The following is a 20,977-nucleotide window of genomic DNA, read 5'->3' on the forward strand; positions in this document are numbered from 1 at the left end:
GAGGCAATATAAGTGGTTAGACGGATTTTACAAAGTCCTTTAACAGTGTTAGGGATTTTCCTGGTTGTAATGATTATTATTCTAGCCATATTCGCTCCATGGATTGCCCCTAAGGATCCGCTGGAGGTAAATTTGGGACAAAAATTACTTCCTCCCAGTTCCGATCATTTGTTCGGTACGGATGAAGTAGGAAGGGATATACTAAGCCGGATTATCTTTGGAACTCGGATTTCTTTAAAGATTGGATTAATGGTCGTTTTGATTTCTTTTCCAATCGGCACCATCCTTGGCGCAATAGCTGGCTATGTAGGTGGTATGGTCGACCAGGTAATCATGAGGCTTACTGACATTTTCCTCAGCTTTCCAGGTATCATCCTGTCGATGTCCATTGCAGCAGCCCTTGGACCATCGATTGAAAATGTCCTCCTGGCATTAGCGATCACATGGTGGCCTTGGTATACAAGGATTGTCCGGTCGTCTGTCCTGTCAATCAAGAGCTCTGAGTTTATAGAATCAGCCAGGGCGATCGGAGCCAACCCTTTTAGAATTTTATTTAAAGAAATCATTCCAAACGCGATTGCTCCAGCAAGCATCCAGGCGAGCCTGGACTTAGGATTCGTCATCTTGGCTGCAGCTGGTCTAAGTTTTATCGGACTGGGAGCACAGCCTCCATCTCCTGAGTGGGGAGCTATGCTATCATCGAGCAGAGAAATTCTGCGGGATGCCTGGTGGGCAGCTACCTTTCCCGGTTTGGCGATCCTGCTGACTGTCTTAGGTTTTAACTTATTGGGTGATGGCATGAGAGATTTGCTTGATCCTAAGAATAGGTAATTATATTTCTTTGAAAGGGGTGATTCCTGCTTTTTAAAGCTTTGCAAGTAAAAATAATTCCACTAAAAATCTGGGGGGAAAATAATGAAAAGGAAGAGTATCTTATTTAAAGTGATGACCATGGCGCTGATTCTGTTACTTGCTTTGACTGGATGTAATAAGTATAACCAGGAGACGACAACACCTGCAGAGGGGAAGAACGAAGACAAGAGCGATACGCCAGCAGAACCAAAGGGTTCGGGAAATCAAGAAGTCTTCAATTTCGCCACCAACCAGGATATACCTCACCTTGACCCACATGGCACTGCTGCCAATACATCGTTTCGTGTAACCTACATGCTTTATGATCGTCTCGTTACTTATGATGGAACAGGTACTGAAGTCAAGCCTCAACTTGCTGAAAAATGGGATGTTTCGGATGATGGCTTGACCTACACATTCTACTTGAATAAGGAAGCTAAATTCCATGATGGTACCCCTGTTACGTCGGAAGCTGTTAAGTATTCCTTCACTCGTGCGATTGATATTGGAAAATCTGCTGCTGGTCAATTTAATAAAGTTATCTTAAAGGATAGCTTTGAAATAGTGGATGATCATACAATCAAAATTACTCTCGAGAAACCATTTGCCCCATTCATCAAAACACTTGGAACTGTGTTTGCCAATATCGTCAATCCGAAACTTGCTGAAAACCATGGCGATGATTTAGGTGAAAGTTACCTTGCTGATAAGGATTTCGGTTCTGGTCCATACACTCTTGAAAGCTGGGATCGCGGCCAGAAGATGGTTTTAAAAGCAAATGAGAACTATTGGGGAGAAGTACCTAAATTAAAAACTGTCAATATCATGATTGTCAACGAACCTTCAACGGCGAGATTAATGCTAGAAAAAGGCGAAGTAGATTTGCTGGATTACTCTATGCTTTCCCCTGATGTAATGAAACAGATGGAAGGTACAGAAGGTATTGATATTATCACACAGCCTGGATACCAGATTGATGATATTGCGATTAACATAGAGAAGAAACCTCTTGACAATGTGAAGGTGCGTCAGGCATTGGCGCACGCTGTAAACTACGATTCTATCAATAATGATATTCTTCTGGGTGCTGGTAAGCGTATCGGCGGAATCATCCCTGAAGGAATGTTTGGTTATAACCCTGATGTGAAGCAATATGATTTTGACCTTGATAAAGCAAAAGCACTTCTAGAGGAAGCGGGACTCGGTAAAGGTTTTGAAACGGAGATCCTGATTTCTGAGAATAATGAAGTACGTAAGAATATTGCGGTCATGATGCAATCAGACTTTAAAAAGATTGGTGTTGACTTGAAAATCAAGACACTTGCATGGCCGACATTCCTGGAGACTGTTACTTCAGGAGGTCATCAGTTAGCACTCGCAGCATGGACACCGGATTATGCTGACCCGGATTACAATCTTTGGTACTTCGCACATTCTTCTAGTAAGGGACCTGGATTCAACCTTGCATTCTATGAAAATAGCAAAGTCGATCAGCTATTGGAAGAAGGCAGAAAGACTGTCGATGAAGGCAGACGAGAGGAAATTTACCAGGAAATCCAGGCAATCATGAGTGAAGAGGTTCCGTATATCTTCCCTGCACAGCGTCTTGTTCAGGCTACTCAAAGAACCTGGGTAAAAGGGTATGAAATCAATCCGATGAACACTTGGTATGTACCGTTCCAAAAGATGACGAAAGAATAATTTTCATTAAAGCGACCGCAGGACTTTATCGTATGCGGTCGTTTTATTCAATCAAATGGAGGAGGAATGACAATGTAGAATTTTGGGACCTGAAGGATGGCGAGATTTTCCTCTTCTCCTGGTGACAGAACAGGCGATCAAAATAAAAGATTCTATCTGGCAATAGGTGATGAATGATGAAAAAGTGGTCTGATTTATCGATTTTGGAAGTGGCTGATTTATACAGGCGAAAGGAAATGTCTCCGGTTGAATTAGTAGGAAACACTTTCGAAAGGCTTAAAGAAGTTGACTCAGAACTGAACAGTTTTATTACTGCATTGGAATCAGAAGCCATAGAAGCAGCAAAAAAGGCTGAGACTGCTTTTTTAAAAAATAAAGCGGAGCATGTTTTATATGGGATCCCATACAGCGTAAAAGATCTATATTATACAGAGGGAGTCAGGACGACATGCGGGTCCCATATCCTGAAGGAATATATTCCTGACACCACTGCTCCATTGGTATCAAAGCTGCAGGACTGCGGAGCCATACTCATTGGTAAAACGAATATGTTGGAGTTTGCCTATGGGGTTGTTCATCCTGATTATGGCCAGACTAACAATCCCTGGGATGTTTCAAAGACTGCTGGAGGATCCAGTGGTGGATCAGCCGCTGCAGTCGCTGTCGGGCTTGGGTTATTTTCACTTGGTTCAGATACAGGAGGGTCAATAAGGATCCCTGCGTCTTATTGTGGAATTACAGGACTTAAACCGACCTATGGCTTGCTCTCAATCGAAGGTGTCTTTCCATTATCGCCATCACTCGATCATGCCGGGCCTATGGCAAAGAGTCCGGATGATTTATTAGTGGTGATGGATGCCCTGGTGCCAGGCTTTCTCTCTGAGAAATTTCCAAACAATGAAAATATGATCATTGGAATCTTGCCAGCCGATAAAATTTCAGATGTTTGCGCAGAGGTATTAAGTGTTTATGAAGAGGCGTTAAAACAGTTGGAAAATTTAAGCTGGTCTGTGAAGGAAATTGATTTGAAGTATTTTAATCGCACAGAGGAAATAGTTATGAATGTTCTTTTACCTGAAGCAGCCTTGATTCATGAAATATGGCATTCCAGGAAAGAGGAGTATGCCCCTTTAACATATAAACAGATCGACGCAGGCCTTTCACATCGCTCAATAGATTATTTGGAAGCTAAAAGAGATGTAATAAATGCGAGGGAGGATGTCGACCAGATATTAAATGGAGTGGATTTTCTGCTTATGCCTACGGTACCCTATCCTGCTCCAGAAGAGGACCCTGCCCTTGAAGTAGATAACGAAATGAAATTTACCGGGTTATTTAATGTTACAGGACATCCAGCTATAACGATGAACGCTGGTTTTACTGATAGTAAGCTTCCGGTTGGACTGCAGCTTGTTGGTAGACGTTTTGAGGACAAAAGACTGATTGAAGCAGCAGTGAATTTAGAAAGGCTGCTAGGCAAATCAATGAAGGGAATCAAGATCAATGTCTGATATTTTAAAATACCTTAAAGAGCACAGTAACTACATCACTGACACTTTGATTAGGTTGACAAAGGCTGAATCTCCATCCCATACAAAAGCTCTCGTGGATAAGTGTGGTGAAGTACTGCGACAGGAATTTGAGAGTCTGGTAGGCGGTTCCGTCGAAATGATAAAAAAAACGGAAGTTGGCAACCAATACAAATTTACATATGGAGCAGGGGATGAAGAAGAGCAGATTTTGGTGATTGGCCACATGGACACCGTGTGGGATGTGGGAGCACTGCCAATAAGGCAGGAAGGAAACCTTCTTTATGGCCCAGGGACTTTTGATATGAAAGGTGGTCTCGCTATTACACTTTGGGCATTAAGGGCATTGAAGGAAACCGGTACCCAGCTGAACAAGCAAATCACCTTCCTTGTATCCACAGATGAAGAAGTGGGAAGTGCCAATTCGAAGGAGATCATCCTTAAGGAAGCTGGAAAAAGCTCGGTAGTATTGGTTCCGGAATCAAGTATCGGACCGGATGGGGCAGTAAAAACCGAAAGAAAAGGAGCAGCGCAGTTCCTGATGAAAATTGAAGGGATTGCTGCGCATGCGGGGATCAATGCCTGGGATGGTGCCAGTGCAATTGAAGAGCTGGCTCACCAAATACTAGATTTGAAGAAGCTTGAGAACCGCGATGAAGGAATTTCAGTGAATGTCGGGGTAGTGAAAGGCGGAACCCGCGGGAACGTCATTGCCAAAGAAGCTGTAGCAGAGATTGATGTTCGCATCACCAAAAGTGCACAGGCGGAAAAGATTACAGAAGCAATCTTGAACAGACCAGTTTTTGTAAAAGGAACAAAGGTCGAGGTATTTGGGGAGATTGACCGCTATCCTCTTGAACGGACAGAGGCAGTGATTCAATTATATGAAGAGCTAAAGGGAATTGCGGCCTCACACGGATACGATTTGGGAGAAGGGTCTTCGGGAGGAGCGAGCGATGGCAACTTCACAGCAGGTCTTGGCATTCCGACAATTGATGGTTTAGGGCCTGTTGGAGATGGAGCTCATACTGATAATGAACATGTGGATTTATCGAATCTTCCATACAGAGCAGCCCTGATGGCTGAAATTATTCAAAGATATGCCAATAACTAGGGGGACTGACATTATGTACATGATGGATTTAACAGCCTCAAAATTCAAAGAAATTAAAGCATCCGTAGACACTGTTTTGTTGCCTATTGGAATGATTGAAATGCATGGACCTCATTGTTCGCTTGGAACGGATGTGTGGATTCCCAGGGAGTTTGTCCGCCGGCTTGATCGGATGATTGGAGACAGGGTATTGATGGCACCTGAAGTTGCTTACGGTCATTCTTGGGGTCTTGCCCCATTTGAAGGAACGATTGATATATCTGCGGAAGCTTTTTCTCAATACGTTTACGAAATCGGAAAAGAGTTTCACCGGAATGGTTTTGAACAAATTGTTCTGTTCAATGGACATGGAGGAAATATCCCAAGCTTAACAACTGTTGCCGAAAAGCTTGCTGACTTAGGGATGAAGGTTTTAACCATCAATTGGTGGATGGATTACCGTGAGCAAATCTTAGAAATCACCAAAGGGCCCGGTCATGGAGGGGAAGATGAGACTTCATTGATTCTGGCCATTGATGAGAAACTTGCTGATCCAAGTCTTGCTGGTGACCACCATGTAAATATGAATACGAAAATCAAGTTCAAAAAATCAGGCAAGAATTTCTTTAAGGATGGCTATTTAGGAAATGCAGGCGCAGCGACAGCCGAAAAAGGCGAAAGATTATATGAAATGATGCTGGAACTAGTTTTATCCGATATTGAAGATTTATGGAGGGTGGCATATGAATCAGTCAATTAAGGAGGAAAATAAAATGTTAAGATGGACGGATGAACCAATAGGAGAAAAAATCGTCGATATCGTTGTCAGTTTGAATGAACAAGCACAAAAATTACACAGCCAGGAGGTTGCAACAGCAAGTTATAGTCAAGTGAAACCAACGCTTACCAGCTTTGATGACATTTCTGATGCTTTGGATGAGGCAGAAAGCGAAATTAAAGCGAAAGAAGGGCATGAAGGAGAATATTTGAGAGCAATGTTAAACGGATTCCGTTATTTTGCTCGGAGCCTGCAGGGCGACAACGTTCCATATGAAGAACTGATTGCGAACATTCAGGAGTTGCCATCCACCTTAATTACAGAGCAGCAGCTCGAACACGCCAGGGATCTTGTTGAAAAAGGGTTGTCAGACCTTGGGTACAAAGGAAGCTTATTTGAAAAAGCAACTGCCTGGCGTTCTGATACATTGATTGACCCTGAACAGGTGACAACAGTAGCTGAAAACTTCCGTGAAAACAGCAAGCAAGGGACATTGAAAAGGGTTATTGGACTTCCAGAAGAAGATGGAATTGATTGGATCAAGCCGATCAGGGGAGTGTTCTGGAGCGGATATTCCAAATATACCGGCAAGTATCGCGGAAACTTAACCTTCAATATTGACCGCCCATGGACAGAGCCAATTCTCGCACAAATCATGACACATGAAGGTTATCCAGGGCACCAGGCGTTCTACTGTCGCTGGGATTACTTGTTCCAGCAGGGAAAGCTTCCACTTGAAGCTTCGTATTACTTAATCAACAGTCCTACCAATGCATTGTTTGAAGGTGGTCCAGAAACAGCCCTGAGCTTTCTCGGCTGGGACGATTTAAATGAGGAAACACCTGGTGTAACAGATGAACAAAAGCAACAGTATCTGCTCGCAAGGAATTATCTAGACTATCAAAGGATGTTTACCACTAATGCCTGCTTTATGTATAACCTTGGCCAGGTATCCAGGGAGGAAGCGATTGATTATTTAATCAAGAAAGGCGGTATAACAGAAATTGAAGCAAACAATGCCTTCCGATTCTTCTCAGACCCAATACAAAAAACCTATTTCCCTTGCTACTATTATGGCCGCTGGATGGTAGGAAACGCCTATAAAGAAACTCCCAAAGAAAAACGATCGGAATATTTTTCTATTCTGTATGACACTCCTCATACTACAAAAACCTTTATCAAAGCGATCAGCAAGCTGCACGGTGTAGAATTTGATGCTTTTAACACGTTGAAACAATAAAAATGGAAGGTGAGGCTTTTTGGGAGCTTCACCTTCTCTAAATTTAATATTTTCCTCAAAGGGAGATCGTCAACATGATCGAATTAGAATACTTTACAGAAGAGGACATCCCACAACTTATAAGCTGGATTGATAGTCCTGAATTTTTACTGCAATGGAGCGGGTCAGGATTTTCCTTTCCGCTGACGGACCAACAGCTCATTAAGTATTTGAAGGAAGCAAATAAAAAAGGGTCAGAGGTACATGCTTATAAGGTTATTCACCTTGAATCATCGAAGGTAATCGGGCATATTTCCCTTGGTGCAATCAATCTGAATAATAGGACAGCAAGAATGTGCCGAGTCCTAATTGGTGATAAGGAGATGAAAGGCAAGGGTTTAGCTCCTTTAATGGTCAATAAGCTTTTAAATATAGCATTTGTACAATTTGGACTTCATAAGGTAAGCCTTGCTGTATATGATTTTAATACTCCAGCTCTTAAACTCTATCAGAAAATGGGTTTTCAAAGTGAGGGACTTATTAGAGAAGCTTCCAGGATTGGTGAAAATTATTGGAGTTATTATGAGATGAGTATTTTGGATCGAGAGTGGCATTCAGGAATAAATAGAAATGGGAGGGAGAATATTGGAAAGGTTGACAGGGATTGAAAGGGAAATAATATCCCAAATAGATGCGAATCAACTAATGGATTATAACAAGAACATTGCAAAAGAGGTAAGGTTGTCAGGTTCTGAAGAAGAGCTCCGAGCCTTCAATTATGTCCAAAAGATTCTCCATAGCTTTGGATTAGAGACTGAACTCTCTTTTCACGAAGCGTTTATTTCTCTTCCTGGTAAGGCGAGCTTAAAGGTGGGAGATATCGATCTGCCTTGTATTACTCACTCCATGGCACCGTCCACTAAAGAAGGCGGGTTAATAGGAGAATCTGTTTATATTGGTGAGTTTAGGGATGATAAACTTGATCTTTGTTACGGCAAAATTTCTGTTTTAGAAGGTATTGCGAGTCCAGTGGTTTTAAAAAAGCTCTGGGAAGCGGGAGCTATTGGAGCCATCTTTATAAATGGACCTTTTACACATGAAATGATTGTTTCGACTGTCTGGGGGAGTCCGACTGCCGATAATATTATCCAAATGCCGAAGATTCCTGTCATTTCAGTAAATGATGATTCTGGAGAAATACTTAAAAAGTGGATTAACGAAGGGAAGGGCCAGGTAGAACTACATACCGAGGTTGAAACGAAATGGACAAAAATCCCCACGTTAACCGCCGACATTAAAGGTAAAGAGGAACCAGAGCATTTTGTTTTATTCAGTGGTCATATCGATTCATGGCATTACGGAGCCATGGATAACGGGTCTGCGAATGCGACTATGCTTGAGGTGGGAAGAGTGCTTTCAAAATATAAAGAGCAATTGAAAAGATCAATCCGTTTTGCTTTTTGGTCAGGACATTCACATGGCAGATATGCTGGATCTCAAAACTACTGTGATCATCATTGGGAAGAAATCCACGAGAATTGTGTCATGCATTTTTATATAGATTCTGTCGGAGGCAAAGGAGCTACCATACTGAGCGAAAGTAACTGTATGAGTGAAACGAAGGAGATAGCAGCTCTCTATGTGAAGGAGATAGCCGGTCAGGATTATATTGGAAGCAGATATGGGAAATACGCTGACCAATCTTTTTGGGGAGCAGGAGTTCCTTCCTTATTTATGGGAATGTCGGAACAACCATTATCTAATGACCCGTTATCCCAAAAAGTGTTTCAAGTATTTGCAGGAAAGGAGGCGGGAGGCTTTGGCTGGTGGTGGCATACAGTGGAAGACACAATCGATAAAATCGACTCTGCAAATTTAAAGCGAGATTGTGAAATCTATGCTCTCTCCATCTATAAAGTTTTGACTGATCCTATATTGCCAATTAACCAGTTGGCTGCGGTACGAGAGATGAAAGATACAATCAAAGAGTATCAGGCAGCTGCAGGAGATAAAGTCGATTTGGATGTAACTTTGGAACGCTTAAACGAACTTGAAGAAGTTCTTTTGAAAGCTCAATTTACTCTCTTGTCATCTGGAATGTCGGTAGTAGTTCAGAAAGAGATTAATAAAAGAATTATGGCAATCTCGCGCAAGCTTGTTCCTCTTAATTATGTGTGTACTGATATTTTTGAGCATGATGCAGCTATTGGTTTTTTGCCCATTCCCGCACTTTCCTCAATTAATAGAATTGCTGCATTGGAAAAGGGGACACACGACTATTATTTGCTGAGCACATCAATTATTAGACAGATTAATAAAGTCAATTATCTTTTAAAAAGTGCACTAAAAGAGGCTTGCAACTTATTGGCTGTTAGTGAAAAAAGGAGTGAAAATTATGTCGGCAATTAAAAATAAAATCGTTATTATTACAGGTGCCAGCAGTGGGATCGGTCGTGCAACTGCTTTAAAATTAGCAAGTGAAGGAGCGAAAATTGTTCTTGCTGCAAGAAGGGAAGAACGTCTTCAAGAGCTTGCACAAGAGATTAAGTCACAAGGAGGTACTGCGGTTTATAAACTGACAGATGTAACATCACTCGAAGAGGTTCAAAGTTTAGCGGAATTCGCACTTGAACAATTCGGCAAAATTGATGTACTTTTCAATAATGCAGGAATTATGCCACTCTCCTATATGAAAAATAATAGAGTCGAAGAATGGGATCAAATGATTGACGTCAACATAAAAGGAGTCCTTCATGGTGTAAGCGCTGTGCTTCCTTATATGCTTAAAAGGAACAGTGGTCACATAATTACGACATCATCAGTTGCCGGTCACGGTATTTTCCCTTCAGGGACTGTTTATTGTGCAACAAAATTCGCAGCAAGGGTGATTATGGAGGGGCTAAATAAAGAACTGACTAAAACAGATATCCGGACGACCACGATTTCGCCTGGTGTTGTAGACACAGAGCTAACAGATCTAATAATCGATGAAGAAGTTAGGCCAATTTTTGAGAACCCCGATCTTCCTTCCATAAAAAGTGAGGATATTGCCAACGCCGTATATTATGCACTGTCACAGCCTGCTTCCGTTGCAGTTAATGAAATCATTATCCGGCCGACTAATCAGGGGTAAATAAGTCATCCGGAACAAGCCGAGGGGACTAATCTAATTAATCATATAATTAAAATAAAATTTTGGTCTAAGTTTTTTGCTATCAGCTCTTAAACCATTTACTTGTAAAAAGAAGCAAAAGGGGCGTCCCTTTGCTTCAAGAAAATATCAGGTGTATAGGGGTATGAGATATGAAGATCAATAGAATTGATCATGTAAGTATAATTGTAAAATAATCTTACAGAGCTAAAGCGTTTTTTCTTGATTTAGGACTTGAAGTGCAAGCGGAATGGGAATTGGATGGAGAACTGTTGGACAGAATAGTTGGGCTTCATGATGTTAAAACGGCATGTGTAGGATTGGGGATGCCAGATGGAGAGGCATGGATAGAGCTAGTCAAATTTTATTCGCCATCCGATGAAAAAGATATTCAGCAACCTCTTGCAAATAAGCTGGGTATCCGACATATTTGCTTTGCTGTTGAAGATATTGAAGCTATTGTTGCAAAATTGAAAAAGAGGGGCACGGAAATCTTTGGTGAGATACAGCAATATGAAGAAAGTTATAAGTTATGCTACGTTCGGGGTCCAGAGGGAATTATTTTAGAGTTGGCGGAGAAAATCGGGTAAATCTTTAAATGACTAGATTCCCATCTTTAAATATTTTTTCTTAACTTATCGGGTGCGGTGACCCTGATAGGATTAAACGCCTTTTTTTGTAGAATTCTTTATAGCACAAACGAAGAAGAAACAATGAACATTTTTACAAACATATGAATTACCTCCAAGGTTAGAATAAGGATGTGGAGGAATAATTAAGAGTTAATTTTAATCGGGGGTATTATATGATTGACAAAATAACAGAAAGTGAATTTCAAGAGATTATCCACAGAAGAAGTAACGGCAATATAAGCTTTGCTCAATTCTTAGACGAATTGTCACAAAGAGGCATAAATGAATATGAAATAGATGTTGCTACTGGTCAAGCCAAGTATAAGGGAGTCACTTCTGAGTTTAAAACTGATTCCCAAATAAACCTGGTTATCTCAGATAAATTTAATAGAAATAAGGTACTCAATGCAATCGCTAACATTTCTCTCCCCTTTATAGATTTCTTAAAAGAGATTTCTGAGGCTGGAATTGTAACCTATCGTGTTTATATACCTGAGAAAAAGGTTGAATATATTGGTATCAAAGAAGAAGTAATTGAAGAAAAGCTTAAAGTTTAAAATAACTTCAAAACAGCTGTTAAGGCAACTTTTTATTTGTAAAAGAGAGTTTGTGGAGGAATCTACTTCAGCTAATAGGTGCGTTGATCCAGGCAGGATTGAGGCATCTTTTTGCTGTATTCCTTATTGAAAAAACGGAGCATTATAGTGATTATCAAATAATTAATTATAAATACGATGGTAGACCGATAAAACTAGCTTTCAATGCCTATTTAGGGTGAAAAAGGGCAGCCGCTGCTGAGCAAAAATTAACAAAGGACTTATAATTATCCTTATAGAATATATACTCGAAACGGGAAGGTACTTGACGCGACACTATATCGGGTTAATTTGTTCTTGTACCAGCTTTCGCTGTTCCAAACGACATCCGCAACCCTGTTTGAAATTAAACGACAAGGAGTGAAATTATGAAATTTCTGCTAACATCTGCTGGCATCAATAACGAAAGCATACACGACACGCTTGTTGACATGCTGGGAAAACCGATTGCCGACTCCAACGCCTTGTGCATCCCCACCGCGTTGTACGGACACCCCTGGGTAGGTCCAGGTGTCAATGCCTGGCAGTTCATCAGCGGGAGATCCGATAACATGGTCGGCCTGGGCTGGAAGTCCGTAGGCGTGCTGGAGCTCACAGCGTTGCCAAGCATCGACGATGACCGCTGGGTGCCGCTGGTCAGGGAGACGGACGTCCTGCTGGTGTCGGGCGGCGACGCCCTTTACCTGTGCCACTGGATGCGGCAATCCGGGCTGGCAGACCTCTTGCCGTCATTGGACGCAGTCTATGTGGGAATGAGTGCTGGGAGCATGGTGATGGCACCTAAAATCGGGGAATTCTTCGTTGGCTGGACCCCGACCAACGGTAGTGATGAAACGCTGGGTATGGTCGATTTTGCAATGTTTCCTCATCTGGAACATGAGATGCTGCCGCATAACACGATGGCTGCTGCAGAGAAATGGGCCGCCGGGATGCAGGGGCCGGCGTATGCGATTGACGATCAAACCGCCATCAAAGTAATTGACGGAGTGGTCGAAGTGGTCTCCGAAGGGGATTGGAAACTGTTTTCGTTATGATAATACTTGGCTGCTAAAATTGAAAATTGAAGGGCATTATTGAAATGGCTAAACTGATCAACGTTATTAACGTATCTTTGGCATGAGATTACAGCTAAAGCCTGGAGAGCTTCATACGTCATAATGTGGTATACATTTCCAATACTAACTACGCATAAGCAGAAGGCAGAACCATGAGACCCAGCACCAATAAAAGAACCGGCCGGGTACGAAAGATATTTTTCCAATCATTCACAATATCCGCCAAATACTAGCCATGAACCCATCTCTAAAAAATAAACAATAGACTTAGTATTTGGAGGAGGTAGGGGAATATACTAAGTTTGTTGTTGAGAATAAAAATGGTGTTGTGAAGACGCAGGATAATTTAGCAGCAGGGAAACAAAAAGGATGAGGGCGTTTTACTCAAATGAATTTATCTTCTAACGAGGAATTTTCCCTGAAAAGAAAAGCAAACTAAGAATTATGGGTGCAGACAATAATTTCGGTAACATGATTCTGGACATTATCTGTGACACCCATGAGGGCAAAAGAATATAACAAAGGTGGAGAAAAGATGACCAACAATAAAAATAAGCAAGAAAAACACAATAAAGCTCTGCCAAAAGCAGATATTGAATTTGCAGAAGAAAGAGGAAATGGGCTAGAGAAAGTCGCTTTAAAAGCTTTAAAAAAGCAAAATAAATAATAGTTGGAAGCACAGGGACGTTCCTTGTGCTTCCTCTTTTTTGTTAAGAAAAAAATCGTTGTTTGACATGTTTATTCATGCTTCGAACCAAATCTGGAAATCATAATAAGTGAATAAAATCTTAATGAAAAGGAGGAGAAGATGAGGTTGAAGAAGATAATCTTACTTTTCACTTTGATTTTTTCATTTATCCTATCGGGGAGCGCATTTGCGGCTAAAAAAGGTGACTATAGTATAAAGCTGCTTGAGTACGGAGGTATTGAAGACTATCCCAAATCTGGATTGGTTTATGGGACGCATAATCAAGGAACCACGTATCTGCCATTCTTTTATATTTTGATTCAGAATAAGGAACACAATATTCTTTTTGACATCGGTTATCGAAATGAGGCAAAAGATGGCCAGAAGGATTGGTCCAAATTATTTGGTGCAACGAATATCGAAGCTCCAGCCGAAGTATTGAAAAAAGTAAATTTAACTCCAAATGACATTGATATCATCATATTAAGCCATCTTCATTTTGACCATGCCGGGAATATTGACCAGTTTCCAAACGCCCAATTTTATGTTCAAAAAGAGGAGCTTGATGGCTGGGTGTCTTCCTTATCACTGCCTGACAAGGTTCGGGATTGGGTTTGGCTGGCGACCGATATGGACCATATTAAAGATCTAATGGAAGTGGCGGCAGAAAACAGGTTGACGCTGATCGAAGAGGACAATTTTGAAGTAGCAGAAGGAGTAAAGCTCCATCAAGCCAAGGGCCACACATTTGGCACGCAAGCCGTTACGGTTGAGACAAAGAAAGGAATGTATGCGCTTGCCCAGGATGTCGTGTACACATACGAAAATGCTATCGACAATAAACCTCTGGGACTTGGAATTGATAATGTGGAACAACTAATGTCCATTCATAAAATAAATAAACTGGTCGGAGGGAAAGTTGATTTCATTATCCCGGGACATGACATTGCCGTCTTTGACAAATACCAAACAGAGCAAGTTGGCAAGAACCGTATTGTTACGGTTGTAGAGTAATACAGCTGGAAGCACAGGGACGTTTCTTGTGCTTCCGCAATAAAACACTGTCTATAATTCTCCTACGGGTGTTTTAAATAACATAAAAAGAGCCTGCACCCAAGCAGGCTCGAATTTTTTATCAACGCTCACACGCAAAATTATCCTTATCCCTGTCCATCTTGGGTTGATAAGCTGGATGAGTCGATGGCACTCCATTTGGGTACACTTTCCTTAGTTCAGTACAGTTAGCAAAATCCTCTGGCTGGCTGCTGGTTGCAGGGGCTGTTGTCGTTGCAGCCGGCTTTGTGGTCGTAGTGTTTGATTTGCTCGTTGAAGTAGCAGGTGCTTTTGCGACGGCTTTTGGATCAAGGTCTCCTTTGGTCGTTCCGTTTGTTCCGAATGCCCAGAGGCCTGTACCTGATTCGCGTGCTTCTCTTGCGAACTTGACGAAGTACTCACTGTATTTTACATCGGGCGGGTAGGTGGATGGTTCTGCATATCCATTTAGGACCAAATCGGCATTGAACATTTTTGAACGGATTTCGGATTCGTTCGTGTCGTCTGTTGGGATGGCCAGCCAGATGATTCGCAACAGTCGTCCGTAACGGTCGGTTTCACTGACGTCTTTTTGGATCCAGATTTTTTGGCCATCTAGCTTGGAAATCGTATAGTTGCTTGCTTCTTTTCCGAACGTTTCTGTCTTTGTGGTCGATTCGGGAGTGTTGACACCAATGAAGCGAATTTTTTGGCCATCGGTTGTTTCAATCGTATCTCCATCTACGACACGGCCAACAGTGACTGCCATAAGACCTAATTTTGCAAGTGTTGCTTCTTCTTGAGCGTTTGCTTCTGCTTCAGCTTTTGCTTTAGCCTCTTCTTCTGCTTTTGCTAGTGCCTCAGCTTCTAATTTCGCTTTTTCTTCGGCTTCTTCTTTGGCTTTCTGTTCAGCTAATTCTTTTGCCTTCTTTTCTTCTTTTTCTTTTTTAATCTGCTCACTTTTAAGTTTTTCGGCATCTTTCTTTGCCAGCTGTTCCGATTTTGCATCGGCTTTGGTCTCTTCAGGAACAGGGTCTACGAAAATCAAAACCAATACAAAAGTGGTAATAGCTCCTGCTGTTAAAAACATCCACGGTTTTTCGAAATAACTTTTACCTTTTCCCTTAAGGTTATATAGCCACATGCCACCAAGATAAATGGCAACGCCAATCAGTCCAATTGGAGCAGCAAGTGAAGAAATCAACAACAATAAAAGAACAACAATCATGATTACTAAGTTTACAATCTTAATTTTTATTTCCCCCTTTAATCTATCTAACATGAATTATACCAATTAAATGGAAAGTGAGATATGGAAAATTGAGTTTTCTATTAAAAACTAAGTATTCAAAAATCGGATTCGTTTTAGAGTGTTTCGTAAAGAATCAGGATCCTATTTTTAGACATTCGTATTGCGATTGCTCAGACGGACGAGTAAACCGTTAAATACTAGTCTGCTATTTTTATGGTAAAATTAGGATGACTAGAAAAGAAGGGATGTAAAAAGCTTGATTTTAATAAATGGAAGTTTTTTTATTTTCATAGGGGTTCTTTGTTATGTAGTGCTGAGGGGTCTATTTATTGTTAAACGATACAAAAACCAGTTAAATGTCCATTGGTTAACTGAAATCATTTTATTCCTTTTTACTATCTATCTTTTCATGGTTATTTCTGTCACTTTATTTCCATTCCCAATAGGCTTCCATGATCAAAGCGGAGATTTTTTAATATCTATAAATATCGTGCCGCTCATCAGCGTGATCGCGAATATCAATCAAATAGGGACGGCTTATGATGGGGATGTCCTTTTTATGGTTTACCTGATTATCAGAAATGTAGGCGGCAATATTTTATTATTGATGCCTTTAGGTTTTTTGGCACCGATTTTATGGAAAAGGTTCAGGAGTGTTAAAGCTGCATCATTATTAGGCTTTTCTGTATCAGTAACCATAGAGCTCTTACAGCTCTTCCAGCGATTTGGAGGTGGCTGGGGACGAATCACTGACATTGACGATGTGATTTTTAATGTATTAGGTTCAGTAATTGGATACCTGGTTTATGTGGTTGTTATTAAAATTAGAGATAACCTGGGAATTAAAGGATTGAAAGATTATAGTAAAGATATAGAGTTATAGGAGAGAATGGCGTATGTATAACATCATGCTGATCGAAGATGATCAGCAATTGGCAGATTTGATAAAAGAAAATCTGGAACGGTATGGGTATTCAGTTCAGCTTCCAAACCATTTTTCAACGATAGTGGAAGAATTCACTCAGATCAAACCAGATCTTGTATTACTGGATATTAATCTGCCTTATTATGATGGCTATTATTTGTGCAGGAGTTTCCGTCAGAAATCCAATGTACCCATTTTGATGATTTCAGCACGCAGCCATGAGATGGATCAGATTATGGCGATTGAGATGGGGGCGGATGATTATCTTACTAAGCCTTTCACGTTTGAGATGCTGCAGTCCAAGGTGAAAGCGACAATCAGAAGGGTGTATGGTGAATATTCTGCGAAGGAAGAGAAGGCGAGCTGTGTGGGGCCGCTTTGTCTTGATGAAAAGAGCTTATCGCTTTCATTCAAGGGAACAAAAACGGAGCTTTCTAAGAAAGAATTTAAATTGCTGAAGAAATTGATGGAACAACCAGATTCATTTGTCTCGAGGGAAGAGCTGATTGAAGAAGTGTGGGACTCGCTCACGTTTGTTGATGATAATACGTTGACCGTGAATATGACCAGGATCAAACAAATACTATCAGGACTGGGGTTGAAGGATTTGATTAAAAGTAAAAGAGGAGTAGGGTATATGCTTCAAAATCCTGTTCAAAGGGGATAACGATGCTGCAAACACTTGCCCTCCGTTTTTTAAAAGATCGAATGCTCCTCATTGTCATTTACCTGATCAACCTGGGATGTATTCTTGGCTTTTTTCACCTAAGCGAACCAGCAAACACTGAAGTTTTCTACCCTCTTTCGATTGGGATCTTTTTATTGATGATCTATTTGATCATTGATTGGTTCCGCTTTTACCCGACGAACCGGACGATGGCTTTTCTTTTAAAAGATCAATATGCAGAATGGCAGCCGTCAACTGAAGAACAGAAAGTATTTCAGAAGTTACTGGATAAATTGGTTCATGCACAAACTCAACGATACAATGAGTTGAAAGAACAAAATAATGAACGCTTCTATTTTCTATCTCATTGGATGCATCATTTGAAAACCCCTGTATCCGTGATTGAGTTGATCATCAATAAAGAAGAAAAATCTATTGTGCTGGAAAAAATCCAGCAGGAGAACCAGCGGATGCATCGCTCTGTTGAACAGGGTTTAACCTCGATCAGGATGGACCGGTTTGAAAATGACCTGGAGCTTCAGACGGTTGACTTACTCTTGTCTTTACGAAAATTGATTAACGCGAGAAAAAAGGAATGGATCTATCAGTCCATTTTTCCTTCAATAGAATTCGAAGGAAATGACGCCTTCATCATTACGGATCCCAAATGGAATGACATGTTAATCGACCAAATCATTTCAAACGGTATCAAGTATTCAAGTTTGAAACAAGGCAGCCAAAAGCTGGTTTTTCGGTTTGAGAAAAAGGATGAACATATCTACTTAGCTATCATCGATGAAGGGGTAGGCATCCCTGATTATGATCTCGAACGAGTATTCCAGCCGTTTTTTACTGGTGAAAACGGCAGAAAACATCCTGACTCTACAGGGATTGGGCTGTATCTCAGCAAGAAAATTGCTGACCGTATTGGAGCGAAGTTAACCATTCATTCCAAACAAGGTGAAGGGACAACTGTGACAATCCGATGGCTCGCGAAAAAACAAACGTAAATACCTTACAAAATTGTAAGGTATTTTTTAGCATGCTCGATGGTTCCGTTCCGAGAATGGGGATAAGATGGTGTTAGCTAGTTGGGGGGAGGGAATGAAATGGTCATTTTAGAGGCCAAAAATATAGTGAAGGTATATGGAGGTGCCAGTGGCGAAGGTGCCATGACGGCTCTTGGCGGCATTAGTTTTTCAATCAAGCAGGGGGAGTTTGTGGCGATCATGGGGCCATCGGGAAGCGGGAAGACGACTTTGCTAAATGTACTGAGCGGGATTGATGAGCCGACTTCTGGGGAAACCACGATCTCCGGACAGGAATTAAATAGTATGACAGGGGACGAACTTGCACTATACCGTCGCAGACAATTAGGGTTTGTATTTCAAGATTTTAATCTGTTAGACAGTTTAACGGTAAAGGAAAATATTATTCTTCCGATGGTGCTCGAAAAGAGAACTGCAGCCGAGATGGAAGAGAAGGTTCGAAGAATTGCGAGTCTTTTCGATATTGAAGAAATCTTACAAAAATATCCCTATCATATCTCCGGGGGTCAGCAGCAGCGTGCCGCTGTCAGCCGTGCGTTAGTGAATGATCCTGCGATTATTTTCGCTGACGAACCAACTGGAAACCTGGACTCAAAATCTTCTGCTGTTATTATGGAGTGTTTTGAAAAGATCGTCGATGAGCTTTCGACAACGATCCTGCTTGTCACTCATGATGTATTCGCAGCAAGCTATTGCCACAAAGTCATTTTCATTAAAGACGGCCTGATTCATTCGAGCATTGTCAAAAAGGGGAGCAGAAAGGAGTTCCTGCATCAAATCATGGATAACCTTGCGATCCTGGGAGGAAGAACCTATGACCTTTAATCAGATCGTCTGGAAGATGGCAAAGGTTCAGTATAAGAAGTACACCTTTTATTATCTTTGCAACAGCTTTGCAGTCATGTTTTTCTTCATGTTCGCAACAGTGTATTTTAACGACAAAATCGAGCAGGCAAAAAAGCTGGATGGACTTCAAAATGCTTTATCCATCCCGGGTGTTGCACTGATTTTATTTACGGTTTTTTTCATCAGCTACGCCTACAATGTTTTTATGAAAAGGAGAAAAAGTGAATTTGGCCTGTTCATGACATTAGGGATGTCAAAACGGGATCTCAGTCAATTGCTTCTATTCGAAAATGGAATCATCGGCATTTCTTCGATATTAACTGGCCTCCTTGCTGGTACCATTTTTTCAAGACTGTTTTTCATGCTGTTGATGAGTCGTGTCGGTCTGCAGGAAGATGTTTCATTTCATTTTAACGGTAAAATGTTCAGCTACAGTATTGGTATGTATCTTGTTGTATTTAGCCTTGCGGTGGGAAAATCCCTTTTTCAGACGATCAGAAGCAGCCTGATTAGCAGCATCAATAGCAACAGATTTGCTGAAAGTATTAAAATGAGAAGTCCAATCCTCGGAGCTTTTGGAATTTTACTGATGGCGTGTTCGCTCCTGATTCTTTATTTTACCTATGAAAAATCAGCTGGGGGATACTTGCCTCTATGGACAATGGCTATGTTCATCGGCTTGTATATATCGTTGAATCAGTTTACCAGTTTCTTTATCCATTTGGCGAAAAAATTCCCCGGCTATTATTACCGCAGGCTGTTGTTTCTGTCGAGTCTGGATTACAAGCTTAAAAAGCTGACTTCCATCATCATGCTTGTGACCGTGATGACGATGATCACGATTTTTTACAGTACATTGCTTTTGACGTTCTACAAAGCTTCAGAACAGGATGCAATGAGGCAAAATCCATATGATGTGGCTTTCTTTCAAACAGATAGGAAGAACACCATTTCAGAAGAAGAATTGAACGCTGAATTGGACATCAAGAAGCATCAAAAGATACCCGTGTTTTATTACTACAAAAAATATGAGGATATAGAGGGTTATGAGTCCTACGCGTTTATGTCAGTGAATGATTTTAACAAGCTGACTTCAAAGCAAAAGACATTGAAAGACGATGAGTATCTGTTCTATGTAAATACCGATCCGGAATATAGCAAGCCAGATCCTTTAAATGAACTCTCGTTTACAGTCGGGAATGAAAAGGTAAGGTATTCACTTTCTGATTCTGTGGTTGAAAATCACATTAACTTGCTGCCCAATGCGTATGAATTCATCATCGTTAGCGACGTTGAGTTTCGTAAACTCAGGAGCGAACTGGATGGATTCCAATCAACCCTACATTTAATCAATGTCACGGATTGGAAAACCAGCGGGGAAGCCGTGGGCATCCTAAAAGCGAAACTGGAAAAGAGAAATGCCGCTGCCCCACCCGTTGAGAACCTTCTAACGCAAATCACGACTGAGCAAGAAATATTCCGTGTCCAGTCAAAAATAGAGGATTATCAACGTAACAGAAATGAAAATGGACTCATGTTCTTTGTCACCACTTTCTTAAGCATCATGTTCTTCTTCGGCACATTTGTGCTGCTTTACCTTAACCTTTTCTCAGAAATCGACCTAGAAAAAGCGAAGTACAAAAAGTTGTACAAAATCGGGATGACAACAAGGGAAGTCAGAAGGAATGTCGCGAAGGAATTGAGAACCTTCTTTTTTGTCCCGATCTCACTGGGAACAATTTTGGCGTTTCTTTATATCGTGATCCTATCAACTGATGTAGGTGGTATTCTAAAGAATCTTGATATCCTGAAGCACTTCATTTTGATTTCAGGAATTTACTTCATCATCCAAACAGCTTCATTCTATTATGCAAAAAAGAAGATGATCCACCAATTGCTTTAGGGGACGTAC

19 protein-coding genes and 1 pseudogene are annotated in these 20,977 nt (G+C 41.0%); 19 read left to right on the forward strand and 1 reads right to left on the reverse strand.

Features of this window, described 5'->3' with window-relative positions; all coding sequences use genetic code 11:
• Positions 1 to 12: 12 nt before the first annotated feature.
• The 14 genes and pseudogenes from nikC (at position 13) to V7654_RS12730 (ending at position 14,308) form a co-directional block, all read left to right on the forward strand.
• A complete protein-coding gene (gene nikC / locus V7654_RS12665) occupies positions 13 to 831 on the forward strand; it encodes a nickel transporter permease (protein ID WP_335377642.1) in 819 nt (272 codons plus the stop codon).
• Positions 832 to 915: 84 nt separating this feature from the next.
• Positions 916 to 2,553, forward strand: coding sequence for an ABC transporter substrate-binding protein (locus tag V7654_RS12670; RefSeq protein WP_335430698.1), 1,638 nt, complete (start codon positions 916 to 918; stop codon positions 2,551 to 2,553).
• A 176-nt stretch (positions 2,554 to 2,729) separates the two neighbouring features.
• The gene (locus tag V7654_RS12675; RefSeq protein ID WP_335430699.1) at positions 2,730 to 4,064 is read left to right on the forward strand and encodes an amidase; all 1,335 of its coding nucleotides are present in this window, start codon (positions 2,730 to 2,732) and stop codon (positions 4,062 to 4,064) included.
• Complete coding sequence (locus V7654_RS12680) at positions 4,057 to 5,196, forward strand: M20 family metallopeptidase (protein ID WP_335430700.1); 1,140 nt, start codon at positions 4,057 to 4,059, stop codon at positions 5,194 to 5,196. The genes V7654_RS12675 and V7654_RS12680 overlap by 8 nt, the downstream gene beginning before the upstream one ends.
• Before the next feature lie 13 nt (positions 5,197 to 5,209).
• Positions 5,210 to 5,935, forward strand: a complete 726-nt coding sequence (locus V7654_RS12685) for a creatininase family protein (protein WP_335430701.1) — start codon at positions 5,210 to 5,212, stop codon at positions 5,933 to 5,935.
• Between the two features lie 13 nt (positions 5,936 to 5,948).
• A complete protein-coding gene (locus V7654_RS12690) occupies positions 5,949 to 7,193 on the forward strand; it encodes a hypothetical protein (RefSeq protein ID WP_335430702.1) in 1,245 nt (414 codons plus the stop codon).
• A 74-nt stretch (positions 7,194 to 7,267) separates the two neighbouring features.
• Positions 7,268 to 7,840: a GNAT family N-acetyltransferase gene (locus V7654_RS12695; RefSeq protein WP_335430703.1), complete on the forward strand. Its 573-nt coding sequence runs from the start codon at positions 7,268 to 7,270 to the stop codon at positions 7,838 to 7,840.
• 37 nt (positions 7,841 to 7,877) lie between these two features.
• Positions 7,878 to 9,581: a M28 family peptidase gene (locus V7654_RS12700; protein WP_335430704.1), complete on the forward strand. Its 1,704-nt coding sequence runs from the start codon at positions 7,878 to 7,880 to the stop codon at positions 9,579 to 9,581.
• The gene (locus V7654_RS12705; RefSeq protein ID WP_335430705.1) at positions 9,568 to 10,305 is read left to right on the forward strand and encodes an SDR family oxidoreductase; all 738 of its coding nucleotides are present in this window, start codon (positions 9,568 to 9,570) and stop codon (positions 10,303 to 10,305) included. Before V7654_RS12700 ends, V7654_RS12705 begins: the two co-directional genes overlap by 14 nt.
• 170 nt (positions 10,306 to 10,475) lie before the next feature.
• Positions 10,476 to 10,913 (forward strand): annotated as a pseudogene (locus V7654_RS12710) (VOC family protein).
• A gap of 215 nt (positions 10,914 to 11,128) precedes the next feature.
• Complete coding sequence (locus tag V7654_RS12715) at positions 11,129 to 11,512, forward strand: DUF1398 family protein (protein WP_335430706.1); 384 nt, start codon at positions 11,129 to 11,131, stop codon at positions 11,510 to 11,512.
• Positions 11,513 to 11,919: 407 nt separating this feature from the next.
• Positions 11,920 to 12,585, forward strand: coding sequence for a Type 1 glutamine amidotransferase-like domain-containing protein (locus V7654_RS12720; RefSeq protein WP_335430707.1), 666 nt, complete (start codon positions 11,920 to 11,922; stop codon positions 12,583 to 12,585).
• 556 nt (positions 12,586 to 13,141) lie between these two features.
• Entirely contained in the window at positions 13,142 to 13,273 is a 132-nt protein-coding gene (locus tag V7654_RS12725; RefSeq protein ID WP_335430708.1) for a hypothetical protein, read from the forward strand.
• A 147-nt stretch (positions 13,274 to 13,420) separates the two neighbouring features.
• Complete coding sequence (locus tag V7654_RS12730) at positions 13,421 to 14,308, forward strand: N-acyl homoserine lactonase family protein (protein WP_335430709.1); 888 nt, start codon at positions 13,421 to 13,423, stop codon at positions 14,306 to 14,308.
• 121 nt (positions 14,309 to 14,429) lie between these two features.
• Here the strand turns inward: V7654_RS12730 and V7654_RS12735 are convergent, their stop codons facing one another.
• Positions 14,430 to 15,554: a thermonuclease family protein gene (locus tag V7654_RS12735; protein ID WP_335430710.1), complete on the reverse strand. Its 1,125-nt coding sequence runs from the start codon at positions 15,552 to 15,554 to the stop codon at positions 14,430 to 14,432.
• Between the two features lie 280 nt (positions 15,555 to 15,834).
• Here V7654_RS12735 and V7654_RS12740 point away from each other — a divergent pair, with 280 nt between their 5' ends.
• From V7654_RS12740 to V7654_RS12760, 5 genes are all read left to right on the forward strand, one after another.
• Positions 15,835 to 16,461: a VanZ family protein gene (locus V7654_RS12740; RefSeq protein ID WP_335430711.1), complete on the forward strand. Its 627-nt coding sequence runs from the start codon at positions 15,835 to 15,837 to the stop codon at positions 16,459 to 16,461.
• Positions 16,462 to 16,474: 13 nt separating this feature from the next.
• On the forward strand, positions 16,475 to 17,170 hold the full coding sequence (locus V7654_RS12745) for a response regulator transcription factor (RefSeq protein ID WP_335430712.1): 696 nt from the start codon (positions 16,475 to 16,477) through the stop codon (positions 17,168 to 17,170).
• 2 nt (positions 17,171 to 17,172) lie between these two features.
• Positions 17,173 to 18,180: a sensor histidine kinase gene (locus V7654_RS12750; protein ID WP_335430714.1), complete on the forward strand. Its 1,008-nt coding sequence runs from the start codon at positions 17,173 to 17,175 to the stop codon at positions 18,178 to 18,180.
• Positions 18,181 to 18,279: 99 nt separating this feature from the next.
• Entirely contained in the window at positions 18,280 to 19,044 is a 765-nt protein-coding gene (locus V7654_RS12755) for an ABC transporter ATP-binding protein (RefSeq protein ID WP_335430715.1), read from the forward strand.
• Positions 19,034 to 20,968, forward strand: a complete 1,935-nt coding sequence (locus V7654_RS12760) for an ABC transporter permease (protein ID WP_335430716.1) — start codon at positions 19,034 to 19,036, stop codon at positions 20,966 to 20,968. Before V7654_RS12755 ends, V7654_RS12760 begins: the two co-directional genes overlap by 11 nt.
• Positions 20,969 to 20,977: the final 9 nt, after the last annotated feature.

The sequence above is a fragment of the Bacillus sp. JJ1609 genome (assembly GCF_036967045.1).
Classification (GTDB): domain Bacteria; phylum Bacillota; class Bacilli; order Bacillales; family Cytobacillaceae; genus Mesobacillus.

Excerpts from the sequence above, each read along its gene's own strand:
- V7654_RS12680 (WP_335430700.1), top strand. The coding sequence starts at position 4,057 with ATGTCTGATATTTTAAAATACCTTAAAGAGCACAGTAACTACATCACT.
- V7654_RS12715 (WP_335430706.1), top strand. The coding sequence starts at position 11,129 with ATGATTGACAAAATAACAGAAAGTGAATTTCAAGAGATTATCCACAGA.
- V7654_RS12695 (WP_335430703.1), top strand. The coding sequence starts at position 7,268 with ATGATCGAATTAGAATACTTTACAGAAGAGGACATCCCACAACTTATA.
- V7654_RS12700 (WP_335430704.1), top strand. The coding sequence starts at position 7,878 with ATGGATTATAACAAGAACATTGCAAAAGAGGTAAGGTTGTCAGGTTCT.
- V7654_RS12735 (WP_335430710.1), bottom strand. The coding sequence starts at position 15,554 with ATGATTGTTGTTCTTTTATTGTTGTTGATTTCTTCACTTGCTGCTCCA.
- V7654_RS12705 (WP_335430705.1), top strand. The coding sequence starts at position 9,568 with ATGTCGGCAATTAAAAATAAAATCGTTATTATTACAGGTGCCAGCAGT.
- V7654_RS12755 (WP_335430715.1), top strand. The coding sequence starts at position 18,280 with ATGGTCATTTTAGAGGCCAAAAATATAGTGAAGGTATATGGAGGTGCC.
- V7654_RS12760 (WP_335430716.1), top strand. The coding sequence starts at position 19,034 with ATGACCTTTAATCAGATCGTCTGGAAGATGGCAAAGGTTCAGTATAAG.
- V7654_RS12690 (WP_335430702.1), top strand. The coding sequence starts at position 5,949 with ATGTTAAGATGGACGGATGAACCAATAGGAGAAAAAATCGTCGATATC.
- V7654_RS12675 (WP_335430699.1), top strand. The coding sequence starts at position 2,730 with ATGAAAAAGTGGTCTGATTTATCGATTTTGGAAGTGGCTGATTTATAC.
- V7654_RS12685 (WP_335430701.1), top strand. The coding sequence starts at position 5,210 with ATGTACATGATGGATTTAACAGCCTCAAAATTCAAAGAAATTAAAGCA.
- V7654_RS12720 (WP_335430707.1), top strand. The coding sequence starts at position 11,920 with ATGAAATTTCTGCTAACATCTGCTGGCATCAATAACGAAAGCATACAC.
- V7654_RS12750 (WP_335430714.1), top strand. The coding sequence starts at position 17,173 with ATGCTGCAAACACTTGCCCTCCGTTTTTTAAAAGATCGAATGCTCCTC.
- V7654_RS12745 (WP_335430712.1), top strand. The coding sequence starts at position 16,475 with ATGTATAACATCATGCTGATCGAAGATGATCAGCAATTGGCAGATTTG.
- V7654_RS12670 (WP_335430698.1), top strand. The coding sequence starts at position 916 with ATGAAAAGGAAGAGTATCTTATTTAAAGTGATGACCATGGCGCTGATT.
- V7654_RS12725 (WP_335430708.1), top strand. The coding sequence starts at position 13,142 with ATGACCAACAATAAAAATAAGCAAGAAAAACACAATAAAGCTCTGCCA.